Genomic DNA, 22,993 nt, shown 5'->3' with positions numbered 1-22,993 from the left:
GCCCGCCGGAGGATGCCTGGCGGGAAATACCTCGATTCTACGCCGCAGTAGGCGCCAGGGGAAAGGCTGCTGACGGTCACCATCGCTGGTGATCCGTCAGATTCGGGGTGGTGGGGTGATGCAGTGATCAATTGCCTCGCGACGCGCCGTCAAGGCCCTCCGGTAGCCGGATGCCGCTATCGGCGATTCGATAGAGTTCGTCTGGGCTGAATGACGGAGCACTCGCCTCGCTATCCGGGTCGCTTTGAGTGGCGGCGAGAATATCGCTATAGGCCTGAGGTATTTCTACCGCCGGGTTGCTCGGCTGGCCCTGGGATTGGCCGCTGATGGTCAGGGTGCCGTCTACGAAAGTAAGGGCGTAGTTACCAGAGGTCAGACCATGGGCGCTGATAGCATAACTGCCGTTATTGACTGCACCCTGAGCACTGCCACCATAGGTAAGATTGCCGCCGAGCACGCTGGCATCCTCGCCATTGACGAAGCCGCTGTAGCTGACGCCATTGCCGCCGCTGAAGGCGAGGCCATCGTAAGTCTTGCTGGCATCAGCGGCGGTGACGGTGAGCGCGGCCTTGTCGATGGTCAGGGTGGTATCGGCGTAGCTGATGTCGTAGCCCTGCTGACCCGAATACAGCCCGTCCAGGCTGAGACCACCATCGGTGGTGCTGTAGCTGCCAGCGTTCTGCGAGGCGCTGGAGTAGGTCAGGCTACCAAGCAGTAGATCATCATTCAGGGTATCGCCAAGGTCCGTTGTGTATCCGCTGGTGCCGCTGTTCTGGCCATCGTAGGTTTTATTGCCAATGTCCGTCGCCGTGACGGTCACGCTCTGCATGAAGCTGCGCAGCAGTGGCGCAGTATGCCCCTCATAGATCCTCCAGACTGCATTACTGCCGCCGTTGGTGGCCAGGTTCCAGGTGGCATAGTTGGAGGCGTCGCGTAACGCTGTGCTGTCCAGGCCGAGTAGATTTTCCACAGTCGCAACACCACCAATGCTGCCCGCGCCGGGACCGGTGAAGGTGTCGGTGTTCCAGAACGAGTCCGCTACGCGTCCGGTTGCTATATTGCCTACCAACCCCCCTACGGACGTCACCCCGGTCACGCTGCCAGTGGCGTAGGTGTATTCGATCAGGCTGCCGTTATAACCGGCCAAACCACCTACATACTCTGTGCCTTGTACCTGACCGGTGGCATAGGCATTGCGGATGGTGCCGGTGTTGGCACCCACCAGGCCGCCGGTCATTACGACACCGCTGATGTTTCCCGTGGCGTAGGAATTTTCTACCAGGCCCCAGTTTTCTCCGGTCAGCCCACCTACGACGTTCTCCGCGCCGCTTACATCGCCAGTGGCATAGCTGTTGCGAATGATGCCGTTGTCCCGGTTGCGTGCCACCAAGCCACCAGCACCGCGTGCAGTGGAGCTGACGGTGACGTTGGTATGAAGGTCGCTCAGTATGCCGCCGTAGTTGATGCCTACCAGGCTGGCAGCATTGAATCCGCCATGAACGCTGCCACCGACCAGTCCCAGGTCGTGAATCTGCGCCCCGGCGGCTGTCTGCCCGATCAATGCCACTTCGCTTTCGTTTGCGCGATTTATCCTGAGGTCGCGAATCAGGTGGCCTTGACCATCCAGCGAGCCGGTAAAGGGGGTGCTGGAGTTGCCCACTGGTTTGAACCCAGCCACTCCCCAGACATCGCCGTAGTAGCCATTACCGCCTGCTGCAAGCGCGGCACCGAGATCCAGGTCGGTGCCCAGGCGATAGTCGGCTGACAGATCCAGCGCCATCAGTTGCAGGGCGTGGGGCGTGAACAGGGTCGTCGAGTACTCGCCGCGCAGCATGGGTCGTGTATCGCCTTCGAACATCACCCAGGTGTTGGTGAAGTCGAAGCCGGCGTAGGTGGCTTGGGTGCGGGCGTTGGTGGAGTCGATACCAGTGCCGGCTGCACTGCTTGCTTGGCCGGTGGAGTCCATGTCCCAGTAGCTGTTGGTGACCGTGGCGCCGGAGCCGTCAACGTTCCCCACCAGCCCGCCAGTGCCGGTCACTCGGCCGCTGGCGTAAGTATTGGTCAATGTGGTGCCCTGCACGGTGCTGCCGATCAGCCCGCCGATAGCATCACCCGTACCGGTTACCGCTCCCGTTGCATAGGCGTCCGTGACCGAGGCCGCACGATTACGGCCGATCAAGCCGCCTACCTCACTCGCCCCGCTGACCGTCGCTGTGGAGGAGGACTGGCTAACAAAGCCTTGATCGTTCAGGCCCACCAGGCCGCCGACCTGATCACCCAGCGAGGATACCTGGCCGGTGACATGGGTATTGGTCATGGTGCCACCGCTCAGCCTTGCCACTAGGCCTCCTACCGTGCCAATGCCAGTGATGGAAACATTGGAGAGGGTCAGGTCGCGGATGGTGGCTGCCGTGAGGCCGAACATACCGATAACCCCGTTATTGGGGCGATAGATGAAGAGACCGTCAACCGTGTGCCCGAGGCCGGCAAAGGTGCCGTTGAAGCCATCGATGGGAGCGAAGCCGGCTCCTGCGTTCCAGGTACTGGTCGCAGCGGCATCGAGGTCGATGGCGAGCGCGTAGTGACCGTTTCCCGAAATGCCTTGCAGGGCGCTGAGGTCGCGAATCAGGGTGTAGTCGACGCCGCCGAGACTCAGTCCGGCATTGCCTCCTGAGAGGGTGACGCGGGCGCCCTGGTTCAGGCTGTAACCGTTGCCGTAGGCCAGCACCAGCGCTGCATTGTCGCCGCTGGCGGTGATGTCCTTGTTGACGTTTATGCGGCCGTGGGCATCGAGCGTCAGCGTGGTATCTGCGCTCCAGCTCACGGCAGCATTGACGTTGATGTCGCCGTTTTCGCTGCCTCCCGCCACGGTCTGTAGCGTGATGCTGGTGTTCTGCAGGTTGGCGCTGAGGGTGCTGGCACCGATGCCGCTGGGGGTCTGGCTGGCACTGCCGGCGCTGACGGTAAAGTCGGTCGGGTCGATCAGCCAGGTGCCGGTTTGCCCGGTCGTGGCCTTGGTGGTGACGGTCGTGCCCGCGGCGATCTGCACATGGGCGCCGCTGGTGTCGATAAAACCGCCATTGCCGCCATCCGCCGCGCTGGCATCCAGGGTGCCGGCGACCTGCACTGTGCCGCCGTCGAAGTCGCCGAGCAGGACGATCCTGCCTTCCTTCTCGCCGAGGGTGCGGGCCTGGATCACGCCCTCGTTGTTGACCACCGTCTGCAGCAGCGCATCGGCTGCGCTGGCGGTGAGGATGACGTTGCCGCCGTCGGCCTGGATCAACTGACGGTTTTCCACCAGCGCGTCCTTCACCGCCTCGTCGACCTGTACGCTGAGCAAGCCGTCACCCGCGAAGTCGAGGGTGACCGAATTACCAGCGGCCAGGGCCACCGTGCCCTGGTTGGCGACGATCACGCCGTTGTTGCTGACCGTGCCGCCGAGCAGGGCGACGCTGCCGCCATCGGCGGCGCTGATGCGCCCATTGTTGATGACCGAAGCGTTGCTGCCGTTGCCCTTGAAGGCGTAGTTGCCCGCTTCGAAATCGCTCACTGACAGATCCAGGGTGGAAGCCACCAGACCGCCGACGTTGACCTGCGCCCCGGCGCCGAAGAGCACGCCGTTGGGATTGATGATGAACACCCGGCCATTGGCATCGAGCTGGCCCATAATCTTCGAGCCGTCGGCGCCGAGCACCCGGTTCAGGGCGATCGAGTCGGTTCCGGGCTGGTTGAAGGTCACCTTGTTACCGCTGCCGATGTCGAAGCTCTGCCAGTCGATGGCCAGCTTGTTGCTGGCTTGATCGATGACCATCTGCTGGCCGTTGGGCTGGCTGATGCTGCCGCTGCCGGAGACCACCTGACCGCCAGTGGGCAGGTCGGCGGCGAAGGTCGAGCCGGCCAGTACGAGGCTTGTCGCCAATACCGCACCGGCGCCCTTGCCACGTTTGCGGGCGTGTTCATGGGCGACGGCCCAGGCGCCCAGGGCGTGGTTCCAGATTAGAGCGTAGCTGCGGTTCATGGATGTCCCCTTATCAATCGTCTGGCTGCGGAGTGCTGCGTTTCGGCCTGCGGTGTAACCATCAAGGGTTTGCAGCGTTAGAAGAAGCGCACCACCTGTGCCCATACGCGCGGGCTGCGGTCGACATCGCTCTGCGGCTCGCTGTTGCCCAGTTTCCACGCGGTCACGGCGCTGACCTGCCAGCCGTGGGCCGCCCAGCGTGCGCCCAGGCCGGCACCGGAAAGGCTGCGATGGTTCTCGCCGGAGGCCCAGCTGTCCTTGTTCAGGCGCACCTGGCCATGGTCGACGAAGGTGCTGAGCTGCCAGGCATCGGTCAGCGCATAGCGCAGCTCGAGATTGGCCAGCCAGCCTTGGTCGCCGGAGGCTTCGCCCTGCGGGTAGGCGCGTACACCGTAGGCGCCGCCCAGGTAGAGCTTTTCCGAACTGTCGAGGTTGCCGTCGGCCCATTGGCCTTGCAGCTGGGTGTAGAGGCTGAAGCGCTCGCTCAGGCGTTGCAGGCGAACCAGGCTGGGGTTGAGCTTGTGGAAGCGGCCGGCCGTGCCGGCAGTGAGGTCGTCGATACGCTGCGCAGTGGCATCGTCGAGGTTCAGGCTGCCCTGGCTCCAGGCCAGGGCGAAGCTGTTGATGCCACCGCCGAGCAGGGTGTCACGGCTGTTGCCGTTGAGCGTCAGGATGACCACGCGCGAGCGTTTCTCGCTCTGCTGGTCGAACAGGTCGATGTCGTCCTGCAGGCGCTTGTCGTCGAATTGGGCCTGCACATAGAGGTTGAAATCCCTCGAGCGCATCAGTGGTTGCAGGGCGAAGACGCTGGCGATGCGTGCATTGCCATGGGCATCGAGGTCTTCGAAGTCCTTGGCCAGCTCATAGTCCATGTCCGAATAGGCCACGCCGAGCTGAGTCGACCAGGGGCCGACAGGTAGCTGATAGGCGATGCGGCCGTAATTCTGTTCTTCGTCCGAACCCATGGCGCGCAGGGTCAAACGGTCACCCAGTCCCAGTGGACTGTTGATGTTGAGTGTGCCGCCAAGGCGGTACTGACCGGTGAAGCGGTTGCCGTAGTTGTCGGCGTCGATGGAGCCGGACAGCAGCGGTGCGCGCTCGATATTCACCAGCAGGTCGGTGCTGCCGGTGCTGGTGCCGGGGCGCAGGGTGGACTTCACCTCGACGCCGGGAGTGTCCTGCAGCAGCAACAGGCTGCGTTCGAGCGGCCTGGCCTGCACCGCATCGCCGGCTTGCAGTGCCGCCAGGGGCGCGAGGGCGCTGCCACCCAGGCCGGCCTGGTCGTTGATCTGCACCTGGCCGTAGCGGCCTTCGAGCACGGCGATCCGAACCATGCCGCCATCGATCTCCTGGGCGGGCAGATAGGCGCGTGCCAGCGGGTAACCGCGTTCGCGGTAGAAGCGGGTGATGCGATTGGCGGCGCCCTGCAGATCGCCAAGTGTGAGGGTGCGATTGTTCAGGTCATCGAGCAGCGTCAGCAGTTGCTCATTGGGGATGGCGCTGTTGCCCTCGAGGACGAAACCTGTGACTTGCAGGCTCGGCCCAGCGCTTTGCTCCTGATCACCGGGTGAGTCGGGCAGATTGATGTCTATGGATTGACGCTTGGGTAACTGCAGAGGCTTCTGGTCGAGACTTTGTTGGGTCTGACCAGCATCCGGCGCTACGGCTGCCAGAGCCGAGTTGGTGAGGATATTCCCGGCGGCCAGCAAGGCGACGGACAACAGGCTCGTGGCAACACGCATGGCGATCAGCTTCCTTCTGGGAGACGGCTGCCCAGGCCTGAGTGATCTGCATCAGGCCGAAGACAAAGAGGAAGCCTAGGTCGTGTGACCTGGATTTAGCTTGATAGAACTTGCGGTGTTTGCCTCAGCTCTCCAGGCCGATGGCGATATCCAGACATTGCGTGGCATCACCTGACCAGGGGGGCTGGCGATAGAGTTCATAGCCGCCCTGGGGGACAAAACGCTCACCGGAGCTTTCCGGCCAGGCCACGGCGAGGGTGCGATAGGCCGCGAATACCTGGTTGTAGGGTGCTCGGTGTTGAAGGCAGGCGTAACGTCCGGCTGGCAGCCTCATTCGGCTCAGTGGGGCGTCACCGATGGGGAGTCCGAGATCGACCACAGCGCAGTCGTAGCGCACCAGGTCGTTGGGGGTGATCTCCGGGTTGTCGGTGATGGCTCCGATGGCCCTGGCGTTATCCAATGGATAGCCGATACGTTGCAGTTCTTCGGCAAAGTGTCGCCAGTGCTCCGCAACTCGTGCATAGCTGCCGTAGAAACGCATGCTCAGCAGCGCCAGATCGGGAAGGTGAGTGATCTGTACTTCGCTTGCCCGACGATGTTCCTCAGCTGTGGCGGGGATGCTGGCCTGGCGCGCGAACTGACGGTACTGGGTGGGCGTCAGGGCGAACTGGCGATGGAAGGCACGGATGAAGGCCTCATGACTGGAGTAGCCAACGGACAGCGCGATGGAAAGCACCGACTCCGGGTAGATCAACAGGTGAATCGCCGCGCGGTCGAGGCGGGTGCGACGAATGTATTCGCTTGGGCTTTCGCCCATTACCTCGCGGAAATGGCGCTGAAAGTGGAAGGTGCTCAGGCTGGCGCGAGCCGCCAGACGATCAAGCGAGAGCGGCCGGTCCAAGTGGGCTTCAATGTAGCGAATGGCGCGCAGGATGCGCCGGTCTTCCAGCACATGGGGCGGTGGCTTGTCCCGTTCGTAGGGTTTGCGCGACCCCGCATGCGGGCGTTCGAACAGCAGAGCATGCTCCTGCTCCACCAGGCGCTGCTCATGTACGTCTCGGGTTGCATCCATGGTCAGGGCGTGTCGTGCTCGAAGCTGGTGGATAGGCAGGGCAGGCCGCCGATAATAAAGGTGATGGGCTTCGGACGAACAGGGGAAGCGTTCTGCGTCATGTTCGCCCTTCGGGGCGGGTATCAGTCCGGTATCTCGATCCCTCGCATCCGCTCGGCGCGGCGGCGCAGCAGTTCGATGGTTACCAGCAAAGCGATGGACACCAGAATCAGCAGGGTGGCGATGGCCAGGATGCTCGGGTTGATCTGCTCGCGCAGGCCCGAGAACATCTGCCGCGGAATGGTGCGTTGCTGTGGGCCAGCCATGAACAGGATGACCACCACCTCATCGAAGGAGGTGATGAAGGCGAACAGCGCGCCGGAAATCACCCCGGGGCGGATCAGCGGCATGATCACGTCGAAGAATACGCGTACTGGCGTGGCGCCGAGATTCAGCGCTGCGCGTGCCAGGCTGTAGTCGAAGCCGGTGAGCGTGGCGGTGACGGTGATGATGACGAAGGGCGTACCGAGCGCCGCGTGGGCCAGGATCACACCCAGATAGCCGCCGGCCAGGCCGAGGTTGGAGTAGAAGAAGAACATGCCAGCGGCGGTGATGATCAGCGGCACGATCATCGGTGATAGCAGCAGGGCGGTGATGAAGCGGCGAAGCGGCATCTCGTCGCGCGCCAGGCCTACGGCTGCGCAGGTGCCCAGAATCGTGGCCAGAATGGTGGAGAGGATGCCGATGAAGAAGCTGTTCTTGATCGCCAGTATCCACTTCGGATCGTTGAAGATCTCCCGGTACCAGCGCAGCGAGTAGGCCTCGGGGTCCAGCGTGAGCATGCCCTCGGTGAAGCTGAAGAAGGGCTCGGCGTTGAACGACAGCGGTACGATCACCAGGATCGGCAGGATCAGGAACAGCAGCACCAGCCAGGAGCTGACCTTGAGCAGCCAGTTGCCGAGATGGTGCCAGAAACCGTAGTAGGCAGGGATCTTCATTGTCTCGTCATCCCAACTTGATGTTGCTGGCGCCGACGAAGCGGTCGTACACCCAGTACAGCAACAGGATCAGCCCGAGCAGCAGCGAGCCCAGCGCGGCGGCCAGCTCCCAGTTGTTCGAGCGCTGCATGTGGAAGGCGATGATGTTGCTGATCATCTGTCCGTCGGTACCTCCGACCAGTGCCGGGGTGATGTAGTAGCCCACGGAGATGATGAACACCAGCAGCGCCCCGGCGCTGAGCCCGGGCAACGTCATCGGGAAGTAGATACGGGCGAACGCCGGGATCGGTTTGTCGCCGAGGCTGAGTGCTGCACGCATGTAGCTGGGGTCGATGCCGCGCATCACGCTGTACAGCGGCAGAATCATGAACGGCAGCAGGATGTGGGTCATCGCCACCACGGTGGCGAACGAGGTGTAGAGCATCTCGAAGGGCTGACTGATCAGGCCGATGCCCATGAGCGTGGAATTGATCACGCCATTGGTCTGCAGCAGCGCGATCCATGAGGTGGTGCGCACCAGCAGCGAGGTCCAGAACGGCAGCAGCACCAGCACCAGCAGCAGGTTGGCGCGGTTCGATGGCAGGCCGGCGAGGTAGTAGGCCAGCGGGTAGCCGAGCAGGGCGCAGAGCAGGGTGATGACCAGCGCCATGTTCAGGGTCTTGGAATACAGCTGCAGGTAGATCTGCGTGTCCTGGCGCACCTGGATGCCATCGTCGGGGTGCATCTCCAGGTCCAGGGCCGTCAGGTAGTAGTCGTAGGTGTAGACCTTGCCGGCGCGCTCGATGGCGTACCACAGCTCGGGCTTGCTCCAGTTGCGATGGCTGGCGAGCAGGGCTTCGACCCCCTCGGAGGACAGCGCTTCGGCATCCATCCGGCCGATGCGCCGCGCGGTGGCTTTGACCACACTGGACATGCCGGTATAGGCGCGGTTGAACTCTTCGGACAGCTTGCCGGACAGGCGCTGCTCGTTGAGCGCGTGCAGTTCGCTGACGAATACCTGCAGGGTCTTTTCGTCCGGCAGTTGTTTGTGATCTTCCCAGCGTTCGAGCTCGGCCAGGGTTTGCGGAATCAGCTCGGCCACGGTCGGGTGATACACGCTGCGCCACAGCATGCTGCCAATCGGGGCGACGAAGGTGACGATGATGAACAGCAGCAGCGGCACCACGAAGAGAAAGGCGGCGAGGCGTTTCTTGCGACGGGCGCTGGCGGCTTGGCCGGCTTCGCTGGTGGTCAGGGATGACAAGGTATGACTCCGATCCGTTGTAAGGCGGGTTAGCCGCGCATGACGCCTGGCCAGATAGGCGATGCGAGTGATGGGCGCGGCGTAACCCGCCGAGCGCAATCAAGGGGATCTGGTGAGGCCGATACCCTCTCCCCCAACCCCTCTCCCACAAGTGGGAGAGGGGAGCTGATGGCGTTTACTTCAACAGCCACTCGTTGAATTTCTCGCCCAGCGACTCGCCATAGTCAGCCCAGAACTCGGAGCCGGCCTGGATGCCTTTGTCCAGGTGAGCGGTCGGCAGGTGCGGCGTCGCGCTCTGGTCAGCCAGCGGCATGGACGACTTGCGGGTCGGGCCGTAGGCCACGTCCGGCATGCCGGCCAGGGGCTTGGAGCCGGTGGCGTACTTGATGAACTCCATGGCCAGGTCCTTCTTCTTGGTGCCCTTGACGATGGCCCAGGCGTCGAGGTCGTAGACGTGGCCGTCCCAGACGATTTCGAAGGGTTTCTTCTCCTGCACGATGGCGTCGTAGAAGCGGCCGTTGGCCGATTGCACCAGCACCGCGCCGCCGTCATTGAGCAGTTGTGGCGCCTGCGACCAGGAGTCGAACCAGACGATGTCCTTCTTGATGCTGGCCAGCTTGTCGAAGGCGCGTTGCTGGCCTTCCGGGGTGGCCAGTACTTCGTAGACTTCCTCAGGCGCGACGCCGTCGGCCATCAGTGCCCATTCCATGTTCACCTGTGGGCGTTTGCGCATGGCGCGCTTGCCAGGGATCTTGGCGGTGTCGAAAAAGTCGCCAATGCTGGCAGCCTTGGTACCGCCGATGGTGTTCTGGTTGTAGGCGAATACTACCGACCAGACGATATTGCCCACCGCGCACTCGCTGGCCAGGGCTTCGGGGATGAAGTCCTGGGTGGCCGGGGTGCCGTCGATGCCGGCCGGCAGCACGCTGTGGTCGAGGGTTTCCAGCAGGCCTTCGGAGCAGGCGCGCTCGAGGTCGATCACTTCGAAGTCGACCACGTCCCACTGAATGTTGCCAGATTCGACCTGGGCCTTGATCTCGGCGACGCCGCCCGAGTAATCCTCGAACAATACCTTGACGCCGGACTCTGCCTGGTAGGGGTCGATGACGTGTTTTTTCTGCGCCGCGCCATAGGCGCCGCCCCAGGACACCACGGTGAGGCTGTCCTGGGCTGTGGCGTTGCCCGCTGTGAGTCCCAATGCCGCCACCAGGGCGAAGGTGGAAAAGCTGGTAGTCAGTGATCTAGCCATTGCTGTGCTCCATTTGCTTCTACTAGTTGTGGGGTCAGAGCGTCTTCGGCACTTCTGATCGGTCCAGGGCCTGGCTGTCTTCCGGCAGCCAGGCGAGGGCGATCTCTTCCTGAGCGCTGAGTTGCGGGGCTGAACTGTCGTTCAGATTCTTCACCACCAGCTCGCTGCCGCTGGCGGTTTCGAAGTGGTAGCGAATGTATTCTCCGACGTAGTGGCGGGTGACGAAGCGGGCCTTGACCTGGTTGCCGGCGTCGCCAAGGCGGTCGGTGAAGTTGAGCTTTTCCGGGCGTACCGACACCGTGGTGGCCTGGCCGACTTCGGTGCAATTGGCTTTCAGCGTGCTGACCAGGCCGCCATCGTCGAGGCGCACCTGGACGCGATCAGCCTCGACCGCCTCGATCACGCCGGGCAGCTTGTTGCTCTCGCCGATGAAGTCGGCGACGAACATGTTGGCTGGGCGTTCGTAGAGCACGTGCGGCGCGGCGCATTGCTGCACCACGCCGTTGTTGAACACGGCGATGCGGTCGCTCATGGTCAGCGCTTCAGTCTGGTCGTGGGTCACGTAGATCACGGTGAAGCCGAGCTGCTCGTGCAGGCGCTTGATCTCGAACTGCATCTGCTCGCGCAGTTTCTTGTCCAGTGCGCCGAGCGGCTCGTCCATCAGCACGATGTCCGGGGCGAAGATCAGCGCGCGGGCCAGGGCCACGCGCTGGCGCTGGCCGCCGGAAAGCTGGGCGGGGTAACGGCCGCCGAAGGCCTGCAGTTCGACCAGGGCGAGATACTCCTCGACCTTGGCGCGAATCTCGTCCTTGGGCAATTTGCGGATTTTCAGTGGGTAGGCCAGGTTCTCGCGGATGGTCATGTGCGGGAACAGCGCGTACTGCTGGAAGACCATGCCGATGTTGCGAGCGTAGGGGGCGATGCTGGTGACGTTGCGGCCGTTGATCAGGATCTCGCCGCTGGTCACGTCCTCGAAGCCGGCGAGCATCATCAGGCAGGTGGTCTTGCCTGAGCCTGAGGGGCCGAGCAGGGTGATGAATTCGCCCTTGGCCACGTTGAGGTTGAAGTCCTTGACCACCAGGGTCTTGTGATCGTAGGTCTTCTTGACGTTGGTGAATCGCAGGAACGCGTCGTTCCCAGCTTGCGCAGTCATAGTCCTCCCCGCTATCGGCAATATGGAGTCAGCTCGTGGCCAAGGCTCCAACTTCTGAGTCGATTCGCCCCCTTCGTGGGGAGCGTTCGTTATGTTGATAGCCAAAAGCAATAAGCAAGCCAGTTAACCGGTGGTCGGCTGATAGCGCTCAGCTATGCAGGTTGAAGCCTAGTCGATGCTGGGCGAGATGCGAGGCGGGTGTGGGGGGAGGTAACAGCGAGAGGGGGAAAGAGGCACCTGCCGAAACGCACTCGGCAGGTGCAGGTTGCTCAACTGTTGGGCAGCAGACGCATGGTCAGGCTTTTGATGTAGCGGGTCTCGTTGATCGCCGGGTGCACCGGGTGATCCGGGCCCTGGGCGCCGCGCTCGAGTAGTTGAATGTTGCGATCCAGATGGCGGGCGCTGGTCAGCAGAATGTTCTGCAGGTTGTCCTCTTCCAGGTGCATGGAGCAGCTGGCGCTGACCAGGATGCCGTCCTTGTTCAGCAGGCGCATGGCGGTTTCGTTAAGGCGTCGGTAGGCCGCTTCGCCGTTCTTGATGTCCTTCTTGCGCTTGATGAAGGCGGGTGGGTCGGCGATCACCACGTCAAAGCGCTCTTCGGCGGACTTCAGTTCGCGCAGGGCGGCGAACACGTCACCTTCCACGCAGGTGACCTTTTCGGCGAAACCGTTGAGCGTGGCGTTGCGCTCCACGCCGTCGAGGGCGAAGCCGGAGGCGTCCACGCAAAACACTTCGCTGGCGCCGAACGCTGCAGCCTGCACACCCCAGCCGCCGATGTAGCTGAACAGGTCGAGCACGCGTTTGCCTTTGACGTAGGGCGCCAGGCGTGCGCGGTTCATGCGGTGGTCGTAGAACCAGCCGGTCTTCTGCCCCTCGATCACCGGGGCTTCGAATTTCACCCCGTTCTCTTCCAGTGCTACCCACTCCGGCACCTCGCCGTAGGCGGTCGCCACATAGCGCTCGAGGCCTTCGGCGTCGCGCGCGCTGGAGTCGTTCTTGAACAGGATGCCGCTGGGCTTGCACACCTGGATCAGCGCGGCGAGCACGTCGTCCTTGTGCGCCTCCATGGTGGCCGAAGCCAGCTGCACCACCAGAATGTCGAAGAAGCGGTCGACCACCAGCCCCGGCAGCAGATCGGAGTCGCCATACACCAGGCGGTAGCAGGACTTGTCGAACAGGCGTTCGCGCAACGACAGGCAGACGTTGAGGCGGTGCACCAGCAGGGATTTGTCCAGCACGTGCTTGACGTCGCGTGACAGCAGGCGCGCGCAGATCAGGTTGTTCGGACTCATGGCGACGATGCCCAGCGGCTTGCCGCCGGCGGCTTCGAGAACAGCCTGGTCACCGGCGGCAAAACCATGCAGCGGGGTGGCGGCGACATCGATCTCGTTGCTGTACACCCACAGGTGGCCGGCGCGCAGGCGTCGGTCGGCGTTGGCTTTCAGGCGCAGACTGGGCAGGGAAGACATGAGTTCGGGCTCCGCGGGGAAAAGAGCGGGATTATAGCGGTTTGCACGCGGGGCCGGCGGTTACAAAAGTCGACTGCGGGCTGGCCTGTGCTTTGGCTAGACTGTGCGCTACTTCTCACCCTGCACGATCCCTCTTTCATGACCTACGAACTTACCGCCGAACAGATCCAGCAAGTCCTGCAGGGGATCAGCGTACCGCCGCAACCACAGATCATGGTCGATCTGCAGATGGAACAGATCATGCCCAACCCCGATCTGCGCAGCATCGCCAAGCTGATCAGTCAGGACCCGGGGCTGTCCGGCGCGCTGCTGAAGATCGTCAACTCGCCACACTTCGGCCTGGTCAACCGCATTGCTTCGATCCAGCAGGCGGTCAATCTGATGGGCTGCAACACCGTGATCAACCTGATCAATGCGCAGTCGATCAAAGGCGAACTGACCGACGAAGCGATTCTGGTGCTCAACCGCTTCTGGGACAGTGCCCAGGACGTGGCGATGACCTGCCTGACCCTGGCCAAGCGCCTCGGTTATCACTCGCCCGACGAAGCCTACAGCCTTGGGCTGTTCCACGACTGCGGCATTCCGCTGATGCTCAAGCGCTTTCCCAACTACATGCAGGTGCTGGAGGAAGCCTATGCCAGTGCCAGTGACGAGCGCCGCGTGGTCGATACCGAGAACCGTCTGCTGACCACCAATCATGCCGTGGTCGGCTATTTCACCGCGCGCTCCTGGCGCCTGCCGGAGCACCTCTGCGAGGTCATCGCCAACCACCACAACGCCTTGTCGATCTTCAGCGATGACTCGGGGCGTGACGCTCAGTTGAAGACGCTGCTGGGCATTCTCAAGATGGCCGAGCATATCTGCGAGACGCATCGCGTGCAGGGCGGGCAGGCCATCGACATGGAGTGGCAGCACATCGCGCAGCCGATTCTCGAGTATCTGGGGTTGTCGGAGTATGACTTCGAGAACCTGCGCGAAAGCATCCGCGATCTAGCGGTGCTTTGAGTCTTCGTGGGGATGCGCCGCCGTGCAACTGAGCGGGCAGGCGGCTTACCCTACCGCTTGTTGCGTAGCTCCTGCTAAGGTGGCGCACCGCCGTTTTCCTGTCGTATTGCCATGCCTGAATTACCCGAAGTCGAAACTACCCGCCGTGGTATTGCCCCCTATCTTGAAGGTCAGCGCGTCAGCCGCGTGATCGTGCGTGAGCGCCGTCTGCGCTGGCCCATCCCAGAAGACCTGGACGTGCGCCTGTCCGGCCAGCGAATCGAGTGCGTCGAGCGCCGCGCCAAGTACCTGCTGATCAAGGCCGAAGTCGGCAGTCTGATCAGTCATCTGGGTATGTCTGGCAGCCTGCGTCTGGTCGAGTGTGGCCTGGCCGCAGCCAAGCATGAGCATGTGGATATCGAGCTGGAATCGGGCCTGGCCCTGCGTTACACCGATCCTCGGCGTTTCGGCGCGCTGCTATGGAGCGAAGACCCGCTGCGCCACGAACTGCTCAGCAAGCTCGGCCCTGAGCCGTTGGGCGGATTGTTCGAGGGTGAGCGCCTGTTCCAGATGTCGCGCGGGCGCAGCATGGCGGTCAAACCCTTCATCATGGATAACGCCGTGGTCGTCGGCGTGGGCAATATCTACGCCACCGAAGCGCTGTTCGCCGCCGGTATCGATCCGCGCCGTGAGGCCGGTTCGATCTCGCGGGCGCGCTACCTGCGCCTGGCCGAGGAGATCAAACGCATCCTCGCTCATGCCATCGAGCGTGGCGGCACCACCTTGCGCGACTTCGTCGGCGGGGATGGCCAGCCCGGCTACTTCCAGCAGGAACTGTTCGCCTATGGTCGCGGCGGCGAGTTCTGCAAGGTCTGCGGCACTACGTTGCGTGAGGTGAAGTTGGGACAGCGCGCGAGTGTCTACTGTCCCAAGTGCCAGCGTTGAGCAAGACCACACTGCCAAAAGAATAAGAAACACCGAGGTTGATCGATGTCCGGTAACTACCTGCCACGCAATCCGGCCGCCGAATGGCTGGGGCGCAGCGTGCTGAAGCTCATGGGCTGGCGTATCGAGGGCGAGTTGCCCAAGCTCGACAAGTTCGTCGCCATCGGCGCCCACCACACGTCCAATTGGGACTTCGTGATCTTCATTGCGCTGAAGTTCGTACTGCGCCTCAACGCCCGCTGGTTCGGCAAGCACAGCATCTTTCGCTGGCCCTTCGGCGGCCTCATGCGCAGTTGGGGCGGCATCGCGATTCGCCGGGACCGCAAGTTGAACACCGTCGAACAGGCCATTCAGGCCTTTCGCGAGCATGACGAGTTCATTCTGGTGCTGTCGCCCGAAGGCACGCGCAAGAAGGTCGAGCGCTGGAAGATGGGCTTCTACCATATCGCGCTGGGCGCGGGTGTACCCATAGTGCTGGGTGCGCTGGATTACCAGAATCGACGGGTGGTGATCGGTCCGACCTTCCAGCCAACTGGTGACGAGCAAGCCGACCTGGCGGCCATGCTGGCATTCTTTCGTCCATACGTGCCGAAAAAGCCGGAATATGCCTTTCACGGCGATTGACGTCCGTCACGCTGACAATTATCAATGCGCTGTTATAGTTACTGGCACTTTCCCGAATAATCTGAAGGATCGATCCATGAAAGCGTTCCGCACTTCCGCCGTTGTCCTGGCGCTGACCTCTGGCCTGCTGGCGCTATCGGCGCAAGCGGAAGTGGTTCAGCAGAACGCCAGCGGTGATCCGTTGTACACCGTCGAGGCGCCCAAGGGCTATGCCATGATTGGTGATCTGGTCATCGCCCGCCCCCTGCTGATCGGCGCCACTGCGATCGGTGCTGCAGCCTTCATCGTCAGCCTGCCATTCACCGCGCTGGGTGGCAACGTCGGCGAGGCAGCGCAGTCCCTCGTGGTAGCGCCGGGCAAAGAAGCCTTCGTACGCTGCCTGGGCTGCACCAGCAGCGGCTACAAGCAAGACTGATTCGCTGTAATCCGTTTGTCGCGGCCTCTCGCCTCTCCATGAAGGCGAGGGGCCGTTTGCGTTTGAACGCCGAGAAAAGGAAGAAGCGGTGGTGATGAAGTCCCTGCGCTGGGTGATGGTGCTGCTGGTGGTAATGGGGCTGATCGCCTCGTTCTGGTTCAGCCAGGGCTGGCTGCAACTCTGCGCCGGGCTGGCGATCTTCCTGTTCGGCATGCAGTGCCTGGAAGAGGGCTTGCGCCAACTGGCTGGCAGCAAGCTGGAGCAGATACTCGGGCGCAGCACGTCCACTGCCTTCAAGAGTCTGTTGTTCGGCGTTGGCGGCACCTTGCTGTTGCAGTCCAGCACCCTGGTGTCGCTGCTGACCATCGCCTTCATCAGCACCGGGCTGATTCAGCTGGCGGGCGGCATCGCCATTCTGTTCGGCGCCAACCTCGGCGCCACCAGCGGTATCTGGTTGCTGGCGCTGGCGGGGCAGAATCTCAGCCTCAGCCCGTTGGCCTTGCCATTGCTGGTGTTCGGTGTGCTGGCCGGCTTTTTCGGCCCCAGGAGCAAGGCGGCCGGACGCATCGTGCTGGGCATCGCCTTCATCTTCCTCGGCATCGATCAGATCAAGGACGGCTTCGCCAGCTTCGGCGACGGCTTGGACATGACCGGCTATCAGGAGGGCGGCTGGCGCGGGGCGCTGCTGTTCACCGCCATCGGCATGGCGATCACCGTAGTGTTGCAGTCCAGCCACGCCACGCTGATGCTGACCCTGGCGGCGCTGGCGGGCGGCCAGTTGGAGCTGAGTCAGAGTCTGGCCATCGCCATTGGCTCAAACATCGGCAGCAGCGTGACCACCGCTTTCGTCGGCTCGCTGGGCGGCAATCGTAGCGGTCAGCGTCTGGCTCTGGCCCATGTGCTGTTCAATATCACCACCGGCACGCTCGCCTTCTGTCTGCTCGGCCCACTGACATGGTTGGTTCACACCTTGGCCGAACCGATGGGCCTGGGTGAGAACAGCCTTATTCAGCTGGCGATGTTCCACACCCTGTTCAATGCCATGGGCGTCGCGCTGTTCTGGCCGCTGCAGGGGCGCCTGGCGTTGTTGTTGATCCGCTGGCTGCCGGAACGTAGCGAGCCACAGGTACTGATCACCGAACTGGCGAGCGAGAAAGTCGCCGAGCCCGAGCGAACTCGTGCGCGCTACCTCAATGAGCGCGCCTTGGATTCGGTGGATGCCGCTTCCGGCGCGGTGGTGCAGGAGTTGGGGCACCTTGGTCGCTTGAGCTTGGAGGTGATCTGCCATGCACTCTATCTGCCGGTTGATCAGTTGGCGCGCGCTCACGCGGATGAGCAACTGCTGCAGGCCAAGCCCACGCAGGGCGGCTTCGACGCGGAGCACTTGTACCAATTCCATATCAAGGGGGTGTATGGCGATCTGCTGAGCTTCATGGGGCGCATGGAGCTGCCTATGGATGAAGCGCATCAGCAGTTCTGGGTCAGTTGCCAGTTGGCGGCGCTGCAACTGGTGGATGCGGTCAAGGACGCCAAGCACCTGCAGAAGAACCTTGGCCATTATCTGGACGCACCACCCTCGGCGGTGCGCGATGCCTATGTGGAACTGCGTCGCCATTTGCTCGCCACCTTGCATGAGGTGCGTGAGCTGGCACGCTCGGACATGCCTGACGAAATGTGGCAGTCACGCCTGCGTTGGTTGGATGAGCAGGCGGCGAGCTTCGATGCGCGGTTTCGTCAGCGTCTGTTCGCCGAGGTACGCGACGGCCACCTTGATGGCCTGCAGACCAGCTCGCTGATGAACGACCTGGGCTATGTCAGCCGCATCTTCCAGAGCCTGCGCAACGTGCTGATGCTGGGGAGCGAGCAGGCGCTGTTCCGCGAATTGCGCAAGTTCGGTGAGGAGCAGGAGAGCCTGATCCGGCTCTCCTGACACAAGACGTAGCCCGGATGAAATCCGGGGCTTGTGGGCCTCGATACCCCCGGCTTTCTTCTGACGGGCTATGGCCACATTTGGGCGCTGCGCTTCAAGGCGTCGCCGTACCAATCCCGCGAGGATCGCTTGCGGCCTTCACCTCGCCGCTGACCTTGTCCCAGAACAGTACCTGCTGATTGCCGTACTGCCGGTCCAGGCGCTTGAGTTCATGGCCGCGCCGTTGCAGCTCGGCGATCTGCTCATCGTTGAAGGTATCCGGCTCATGCTCGATCACGTCGGGCAGGAACTGGTGGTGGTAGCGCGCCACCGCCGGCCAGCGCGCGATGGGCTGATCGTCCAGGTACTCGAGCATCGACAGCAACACCATGCTGGGGATACGGCTACCGCCGGGAGTGCCGAAGGCGGTGAATTCGTCGCTGCTCTCGATAAAGCTGGGGCTCATCGACGACAGCGGCCGCTTGCCTCCGGCAATCGAATTGGCCTGGCTGCCGGTCAGACCGTAGGCGTTGGCGCCCTGTACGTCGGCGGCGAAGTCGTCCATCTCGTCATTGAGCAGTACGCCGGTGCCGGGCACGGTGAAAGCCGCTCCAAACGGCAGGTTGATCGACAGGGTGGCGGCCACCGCGTTGCCCTCGGCATCGAGCACGGCAAAGTGGGTGGTGTGGTCGCCCTCGTGCCAGGTGCCGGCCGGCGGCAGGCTGGTGCTGGGTGTGGCGCGTTCGGGGTCGATGCTGCCGGCCAGTACAGCCAGGTGTCCAGGCGAGAGTAGTTGCTCTACTGGATTTTTGACGAAGTCCGGGTCGCCGAGCAGGCCACGGTCACGGTAGGCACGGCGCAGCGCCTCGACCACATAGTGCACACGCTGCACCGGCTCGGCCTCGCGCCAAGGCAGTTGCTGCAACATCGCCAGGCTCTGCGCCAGCGCGATGCCACCGGCCGAGGGTGGTGGGGCACTGATCAGCTCGCGGCCGTCTTCGAGGGCGAAGCGCAGCGGCTCACGGCGGGCGATACGGTATTCGCGCAGATCATCGAGCGTCCAGATGCCACCGGCGTGACGTACTCCCGTGACCAGACGTTCGGCCACCGGGCCGGTATAGAAGCCCGCGCGGCCATGTTCGGCCAGCGCCCGCAGGGTGGTGGCGAGGTCGGGCTGGCGCAGCATATGGCCTTCGGCGGGGATTTCGCCCTGGTCGAGAAAGAGCTTGGCGCTTTCGGCGTCGTCACGCAGCGCAGCCAGGCGCCAGGTCGCCCGCTCGCGGTAGACGCGATCGACCGCGAAGCCCTCGTTGGCCAGGCGAATCGCCGGTGCCAGGCTGGTTTTCAGCGGCAAGCGGCCGTGCTTCTCGGCCAGCTCGACCAACGCTGCCGGCAACCCCGGAATGGCGGCAGCCAGCGCGCCATTGAGCGACAGCTCGCGCTGCACCTTGCCATCGCGGACATAGAGATTCGGTTTGGCTTCCAGCGGTGCGCGTTCGCGGGCATCGAGGAAGTCATAGCCTGGTGTATCGCCGGCAGTGCGCAACAGGAAGAAGCCGCCGCCGCCAAGGCCCGAGCCGTAGGGCTCGACCACGGCCAGGGCCGCACTGGCGGCGACGGCGGCGTCAAAGGCATTGCCGCCGGCGTCGAGCATCTGCTGCGCAGCGGCTGTGGCGGCGGGGTGAGCGGTGGCAATGGCGGGTTGTTGCGGGGCGGCATGGGCCAGCAGGCTGGCGCCGAGCAGCAGGGTCGATAGCAGGAGTTTGCGCAACATGCGATCTACCAGAGGCGGCTGAAGGAAGCTGGAAGCTTAACAGCCTCGCTCGGGCGAGGGGGGCACAACGGGCGCGGAGAAAGCGGGAGGCCGCTGGCCCCCTCGGAAGCGTCAGGCCTTGCCGGTGATGATGCGGTACTTCTGCATCAGCTCATCCTTGCTCTCGACGTTGTTCTCGTCGAGCGGGATGCAGTCCACCGGGCACACCTGCTGGCATTGCGGCTCATCGTAGTGGCCAACGCATTCGGTGCACAGGTTGGGGTCGATCACGTAGATCTCCTCACCCTGGGAAATGGCGCCGTTGGGGCACTCGGGTTCGCAGACGTCGCAGTTGATGCAATCGTCGGTGATGATCAGGGACATGGGCAACTCCTGTCGAAGCGCAGGCTTCGACACTTTACGGGCTTTGATGCTGCAAATTGTGCCGGATTGGTGCGGCTTGTGCCATGAGGCTGGTCAGTTAGGCGCCGCTCTCTGTAGGAGCGGCGCCCCGCCGCGTATCTTGGGCGCGTCAGACTAGCTTCGCCCCGGGGCGGGGCTCCTGCTAAAAGTCGATCTTGCTCAGCTTTTGCGGAAGCGCTCGTTCAGCGCGTCGGCAACGGCGGGGTGGACGAACTTGGTGATATCGCCGCCCAGGGCTGCAATCTCGCGCACCAGGGTCGAAGAAATGAAGGAATACTTTTCCGACGGCGTGAGGAACAGGCTTTCCACATCCGGCGCCAGTTGGCGGTTCATGTTGGCCAGCTGGAATTCATATTCGAAGTCGGATACTGCGCGCAGTCCGCGCAGGAAGACATTGGCGTTCTGCTCCTTGACGAAGTGCGCCAGCAGCGACGAAAAACCCACCACTTCGACGTTGGGCAGGTGCTTGGTCACCTCGCGGGCCAGCTCGACGCGTTGCTCCAGGGAAAACAGAGGGTTCTTCTTGGGGCTGGCGGCGACGGCGATGATAACGTGATCGAACAGGCGCGCGGCGCGTTCGACCAGATCACCGTGGCCCTTGGTGATGGGGTCGAAGGTGCCGGGGTATAACACTCGATTCATCGGGACGTCCTGGCGGGTCGAAAAGGAGTCGGATGGTAGCGCAGCGCATGCCAGCGGCCAAGCCACGGCCTGCGTTGCGTTCTGCCATGCCAGGACAGTGGCGTCTAGCTCGGGCTTTTCAGGCGCTCGGCCAGCAGCGTCGCAAGCTTGGCGGTCAGGCCGTAGATCGACAGTTGGGGGTTGGCGCCGATGCTGGTGGGGAACAGCGAACCGTCATGGATCGACAGGTTGGCCAGGTGATGGTGCTGGCCCAGGCTGTCGACCACCGCCTGCTGCGTATCCTCGCCCATGGCGCAGCCGCCCATCACGTGAGCACTGCCCAGACGTGTGCGATAGAGCGCCAGGTCGAGGTTCTCGATCATGTCCCGGGCCTCCTTCCAACTGCCGACATAACGTGCATCGGCATGGGTTGGCATCACCGCTTTGGCGCCGGCGGCGAACTGGATTTCCGCCATGGTCAGGTAGGCGCGGCGCACGCCGTCCCAGGTGTAGTCGGTCATCTGGTAGTCGAGCACCGGGCTGCCGTCGCCGCGCAGCTCGACGCAGCCTTCGGCGCTGTCTTCATGGAAGCCGTCGCGCAGCAGGGCAAGCATCACGTTGGTGTGCGGTAACTGTTCCATGCGCAAGGCATTCTCGCGGCCGAAATCACCGAGCAGAGTGGCGGTCATCGCTGGTTGCAGCGGCGGCACTTCCAGCTTGTAGGAGAGGCGCCCGCTGGCGCCGTCGTCCCACTGGAAATGATCCGAGTAGACCGACTGCGGCGCGCCGTAGAAGGGGTTGATGACCTGCTCGAACTGCGCCGCGGAGAAGTTCACCAGGTGCAGGTAGGTGCGCCGGCCGACACGCTGGTGCGGGTCTGGCGCATTGGAGCGCAGCAGGATGCCGGGCGTATTGATGCCGCCGCCGGCCAGCACATAATGCCGCGCCTTGGCCCGGATGCGCCGGCCATTGGGCGCTACGCAGCGTGCATCCATGCCCAGGCAGTCGATGCCGACCACCTTGTCGCCCTCGATCAGCAGTTTGTCGGCGCGCGCCAGGTAGAGCAGCTCGCCGCCAGCGTCGAGGGTGGCGGGGATGGTGGTGACCAGCATCGATTGCTTGGCGTTGGTCGGACAGCCCATGCCGCAATAACCGAGGTTCCAGCAGCCGCGCACGTTGCGCGGGATCGGCGCCCAGTGATAGCCGAGCTTGTCGCAACCGCTGCGCAGCACCTCGTTGTTGGCATTCGGTGGCACCGCCCAGGGCGCCACGCCCAGGCGCTGCTCCATCTTCTCGAACCAGGGCGCCATGGACTCGACGTCGTGGCCTTTCACCCTGTGCACCTCGGCCCAGTGTGCCAGGGTCTGTGGTGGCGTGCGGAAGCTGCTGGTCCAGTTGATCAGCGTGGTGCCACCAACGGCGCGGCCCTGCAGGATGGTGATGGCGCCGTCCTTGCTCATGCGGCCGATGCCTTCCTGATAGAGGGTCGGGTAGGCATCGGCCTCGCGCATCTTGAAGTCGTCACTGGTCTTGAGCGGACCTTCCTCGATCAGCAGCACCTTGTAACCGGCGGCGCTGAGGATTTCCGCCGTGGTGCCGCCACCGGCGCCGCTGCCGACGATGGCGACATCGGCTTCCAGGGTCAGGTCGTTTTCCAGACGCGAACCGTCGTATGTCTTCCAGCCCCTGGCCAGGCCTTGTTTGAACAAATCGGGTACAGGCATTTCAGACTCTCTTCTTGTCATTCACCGCGAGCGAGGCAGGGTGGGTAGGGTGCGCTGCGCGCACCGAGGCTCAACCCTGTTTTATGGTGCGCACGGCGCACCCTACGGGATCCGCGACACGTCTTCAGACCGTAGGCGGCCCCGGATAGCCGCAATGGGCCCAGGCCTCCTGGCGGCTGTACCAGGCCATCATCACCAACTGCAGTAACGAGGCGTGGCCCATGCGCAGCAGGCTCAGGCTGCTGTGCTGCCAGCGTGTGAGGAAGTTGCGCACGTCGTCGGCGCTGGCGTTGTCCCAGCTGCCCCAAACCCCGGTCAGCGGGCCGCGGGTGATGGGCAGGGCGAGGACGTCGAACAGCTGCACGGTGAGTTTCAGCATCTCCGGCGACAGATGCGCCAGGCTGGTGTCGAGGCTCTTCAGCGTGCCGTCGATGGCCTGCGGCATCTGCTCGGCACTGACGGCGCCGTCGAGCATCACCGGGATCAGTGCGCGCAGGAAGGGCAGGTCACTGCTGCGCAGGATCAGGTAGCCGTTGGTCGGCGTGCTGGCCGAGCAACCGCTGAGGGTGGCGGTCAGCCCGGCGGTGCCGAGCAGCGCCGTGCCCAGCAGGCCGACCTTGAGCAGGTTGCGCCGCGACAGCTGCGGCGCGTTGAGGGTGGTGTCGTTCATTG

The 22,993-nt window shown here is 63.4% G+C and carries 18 protein-coding genes; 5 read left to right on the top strand and 13 right to left on the bottom strand.

Translation table 11 applies throughout. The features are described from left to right. Window positions 1-127: 127 nt before the first annotated feature. The 8 genes from JWV26_RS08020 to JWV26_RS07985 form a co-directional block, all read right to left on the bottom strand. On the bottom strand, window positions 128-4,018 hold the full coding sequence (locus JWV26_RS08020) for a two-partner secretion domain-containing protein (protein ID WP_206418774.1): 3,891 nt from the start codon (window positions 4,016-4,018) through the stop codon (window positions 128-130). Between the two features lie 77 nt (window positions 4,019-4,095). Continuing rightward, a complete protein-coding gene (locus JWV26_RS08015) occupies window positions 4,096-5,760 on the bottom strand; it encodes a ShlB/FhaC/HecB family hemolysin secretion/activation protein (RefSeq protein WP_206418773.1) in 1,665 nt (554 codons plus the stop codon). 124 nt (window positions 5,761-5,884) lie between these two features. Further along, window positions 5,885-6,832 (bottom strand): AraC family transcriptional regulator, encoded by a 948-nt coding sequence (locus JWV26_RS08010; protein WP_003464047.1) that lies wholly within the window; start codon window positions 6,830-6,832, stop codon window positions 5,885-5,887. A 122-nt stretch (window positions 6,833-6,954) separates the two neighbouring features. Continuing rightward, window positions 6,955-7,809, bottom strand: coding sequence for an ABC transporter permease (locus JWV26_RS08005; RefSeq protein ID WP_074917482.1), 855 nt, complete (start codon window positions 7,807-7,809; stop codon window positions 6,955-6,957). Between the two features lie 7 nt (window positions 7,810-7,816). Then, window positions 7,817-9,052 (bottom strand): ABC transporter permease, encoded by a 1,236-nt coding sequence (locus tag JWV26_RS08000; protein WP_074917480.1) that lies wholly within the window; start codon window positions 9,050-9,052, stop codon window positions 7,817-7,819. Window positions 9,053-9,227: 175 nt separating this feature from the next. After that, on the bottom strand, window positions 9,228-10,301 hold the full coding sequence (locus JWV26_RS07995) for an ABC transporter substrate-binding protein (protein ID WP_206418772.1): 1,074 nt from the start codon (window positions 10,299-10,301) through the stop codon (window positions 9,228-9,230). Window positions 10,302-10,335: 34 nt separating this feature from the next. Next, entirely contained in the window at window positions 10,336-11,454 is a 1,119-nt protein-coding gene (locus JWV26_RS07990; protein ID WP_072424883.1) for an ABC transporter ATP-binding protein, read from the bottom strand. Between the two features lie 269 nt (window positions 11,455-11,723). After that, window positions 11,724-12,923: a class I SAM-dependent rRNA methyltransferase gene (locus JWV26_RS07985; protein WP_074917476.1), complete on the bottom strand. Its 1,200-nt coding sequence runs from the start codon at window positions 12,921-12,923 to the stop codon at window positions 11,724-11,726. 138 nt (window positions 12,924-13,061) lie between these two features. Between JWV26_RS07985 and JWV26_RS07980 the strand changes: the two genes are divergently transcribed. The 5 genes from JWV26_RS07980 to JWV26_RS07960 all read left to right on the top strand — a co-directional run bounded on the left by JWV26_RS07980 (window position 13,062) and on the right by JWV26_RS07960 (window position 17,821). Further along, window positions 13,062-13,928, top strand: coding sequence for an HDOD domain-containing protein (locus JWV26_RS07980; RefSeq protein WP_072424885.1), 867 nt, complete (start codon window positions 13,062-13,064; stop codon window positions 13,926-13,928). Between the two features lie 111 nt (window positions 13,929-14,039). Next, entirely contained in the window at window positions 14,040-14,852 is an 813-nt protein-coding gene (gene mutM, locus JWV26_RS07975) for a bifunctional DNA-formamidopyrimidine glycosylase/DNA-(apurinic or apyrimidinic site) lyase (protein ID WP_072424886.1), read from the top strand. Window positions 14,853-14,897: 45 nt separating this feature from the next. Next, window positions 14,898-15,476: a lysophospholipid acyltransferase family protein gene (locus JWV26_RS07970; protein WP_074917474.1), complete on the top strand. Its 579-nt coding sequence runs from the start codon at window positions 14,898-14,900 to the stop codon at window positions 15,474-15,476. Between the two features lie 76 nt (window positions 15,477-15,552). Further along, window positions 15,553-15,891 (top strand): multidrug transporter, encoded by a 339-nt coding sequence (locus JWV26_RS07965; RefSeq protein WP_072424888.1) that lies wholly within the window; start codon window positions 15,553-15,555, stop codon window positions 15,889-15,891. 94 nt (window positions 15,892-15,985) lie between these two features. Next, entirely contained in the window at window positions 15,986-17,821 is a 1,836-nt protein-coding gene (locus JWV26_RS07960; RefSeq protein WP_206419187.1) for a Na/Pi cotransporter family protein, read from the top strand. Window positions 17,822-17,915: 94 nt separating this feature from the next. On the opposite strand, the gene ggt is transcribed toward JWV26_RS07960, so the two are convergent. The 5 genes from ggt to JWV26_RS07935 all read right to left on the bottom strand — a co-directional run bounded on the left by ggt (window position 17,916) and on the right by JWV26_RS07935 (window position 22,991). Further along, window positions 17,916-19,574 carry a gamma-glutamyltransferase gene (gene ggt / locus JWV26_RS07955; RefSeq protein ID WP_206418771.1) on the bottom strand — a complete coding sequence of 553 codons (1,659 nt, stop codon included), beginning with the start codon at window positions 19,572-19,574 and terminating at the stop codon, window positions 17,916-17,918. A gap of 111 nt (window positions 19,575-19,685) precedes the next feature. Continuing rightward, a complete protein-coding gene (locus JWV26_RS07950) occupies window positions 19,686-19,937 on the bottom strand; it encodes a YfhL family 4Fe-4S dicluster ferredoxin (protein ID WP_004373873.1) in 252 nt (83 codons plus the stop codon). A gap of 198 nt (window positions 19,938-20,135) precedes the next feature. Further along, on the bottom strand, window positions 20,136-20,618 hold the full coding sequence (gene coaD, locus JWV26_RS07945; protein WP_017675875.1) for a pantetheine-phosphate adenylyltransferase: 483 nt from the start codon (window positions 20,616-20,618) through the stop codon (window positions 20,136-20,138). 104 nt (window positions 20,619-20,722) lie between these two features. Then, a complete protein-coding gene (locus JWV26_RS07940; protein WP_206418770.1) occupies window positions 20,723-22,321 on the bottom strand; it encodes a GMC family oxidoreductase in 1,599 nt (532 codons plus the stop codon). Window positions 22,322-22,445: 124 nt separating this feature from the next. After that, on the bottom strand, window positions 22,446-22,991 hold the full coding sequence (locus tag JWV26_RS07935) for a twin-arginine translocation pathway signal protein (RefSeq protein WP_206418769.1): 546 nt from the start codon (window positions 22,989-22,991) through the stop codon (window positions 22,446-22,448). Between the last annotated feature and the right edge of the window lie 2 nt (window positions 22,992-22,993).

This window comes from Ectopseudomonas toyotomiensis (assembly GCF_017167985.1).
In the GTDB taxonomy this organism is placed as follows: Bacteria; Pseudomonadota; Gammaproteobacteria; order Pseudomonadales; family Pseudomonadaceae; genus Aquipseudomonas; species Aquipseudomonas toyotomiensis.
Note: the sequence above shows the minus strand (reverse complement) of the source record. Positions and strands in the feature narration are given on the sequence as shown.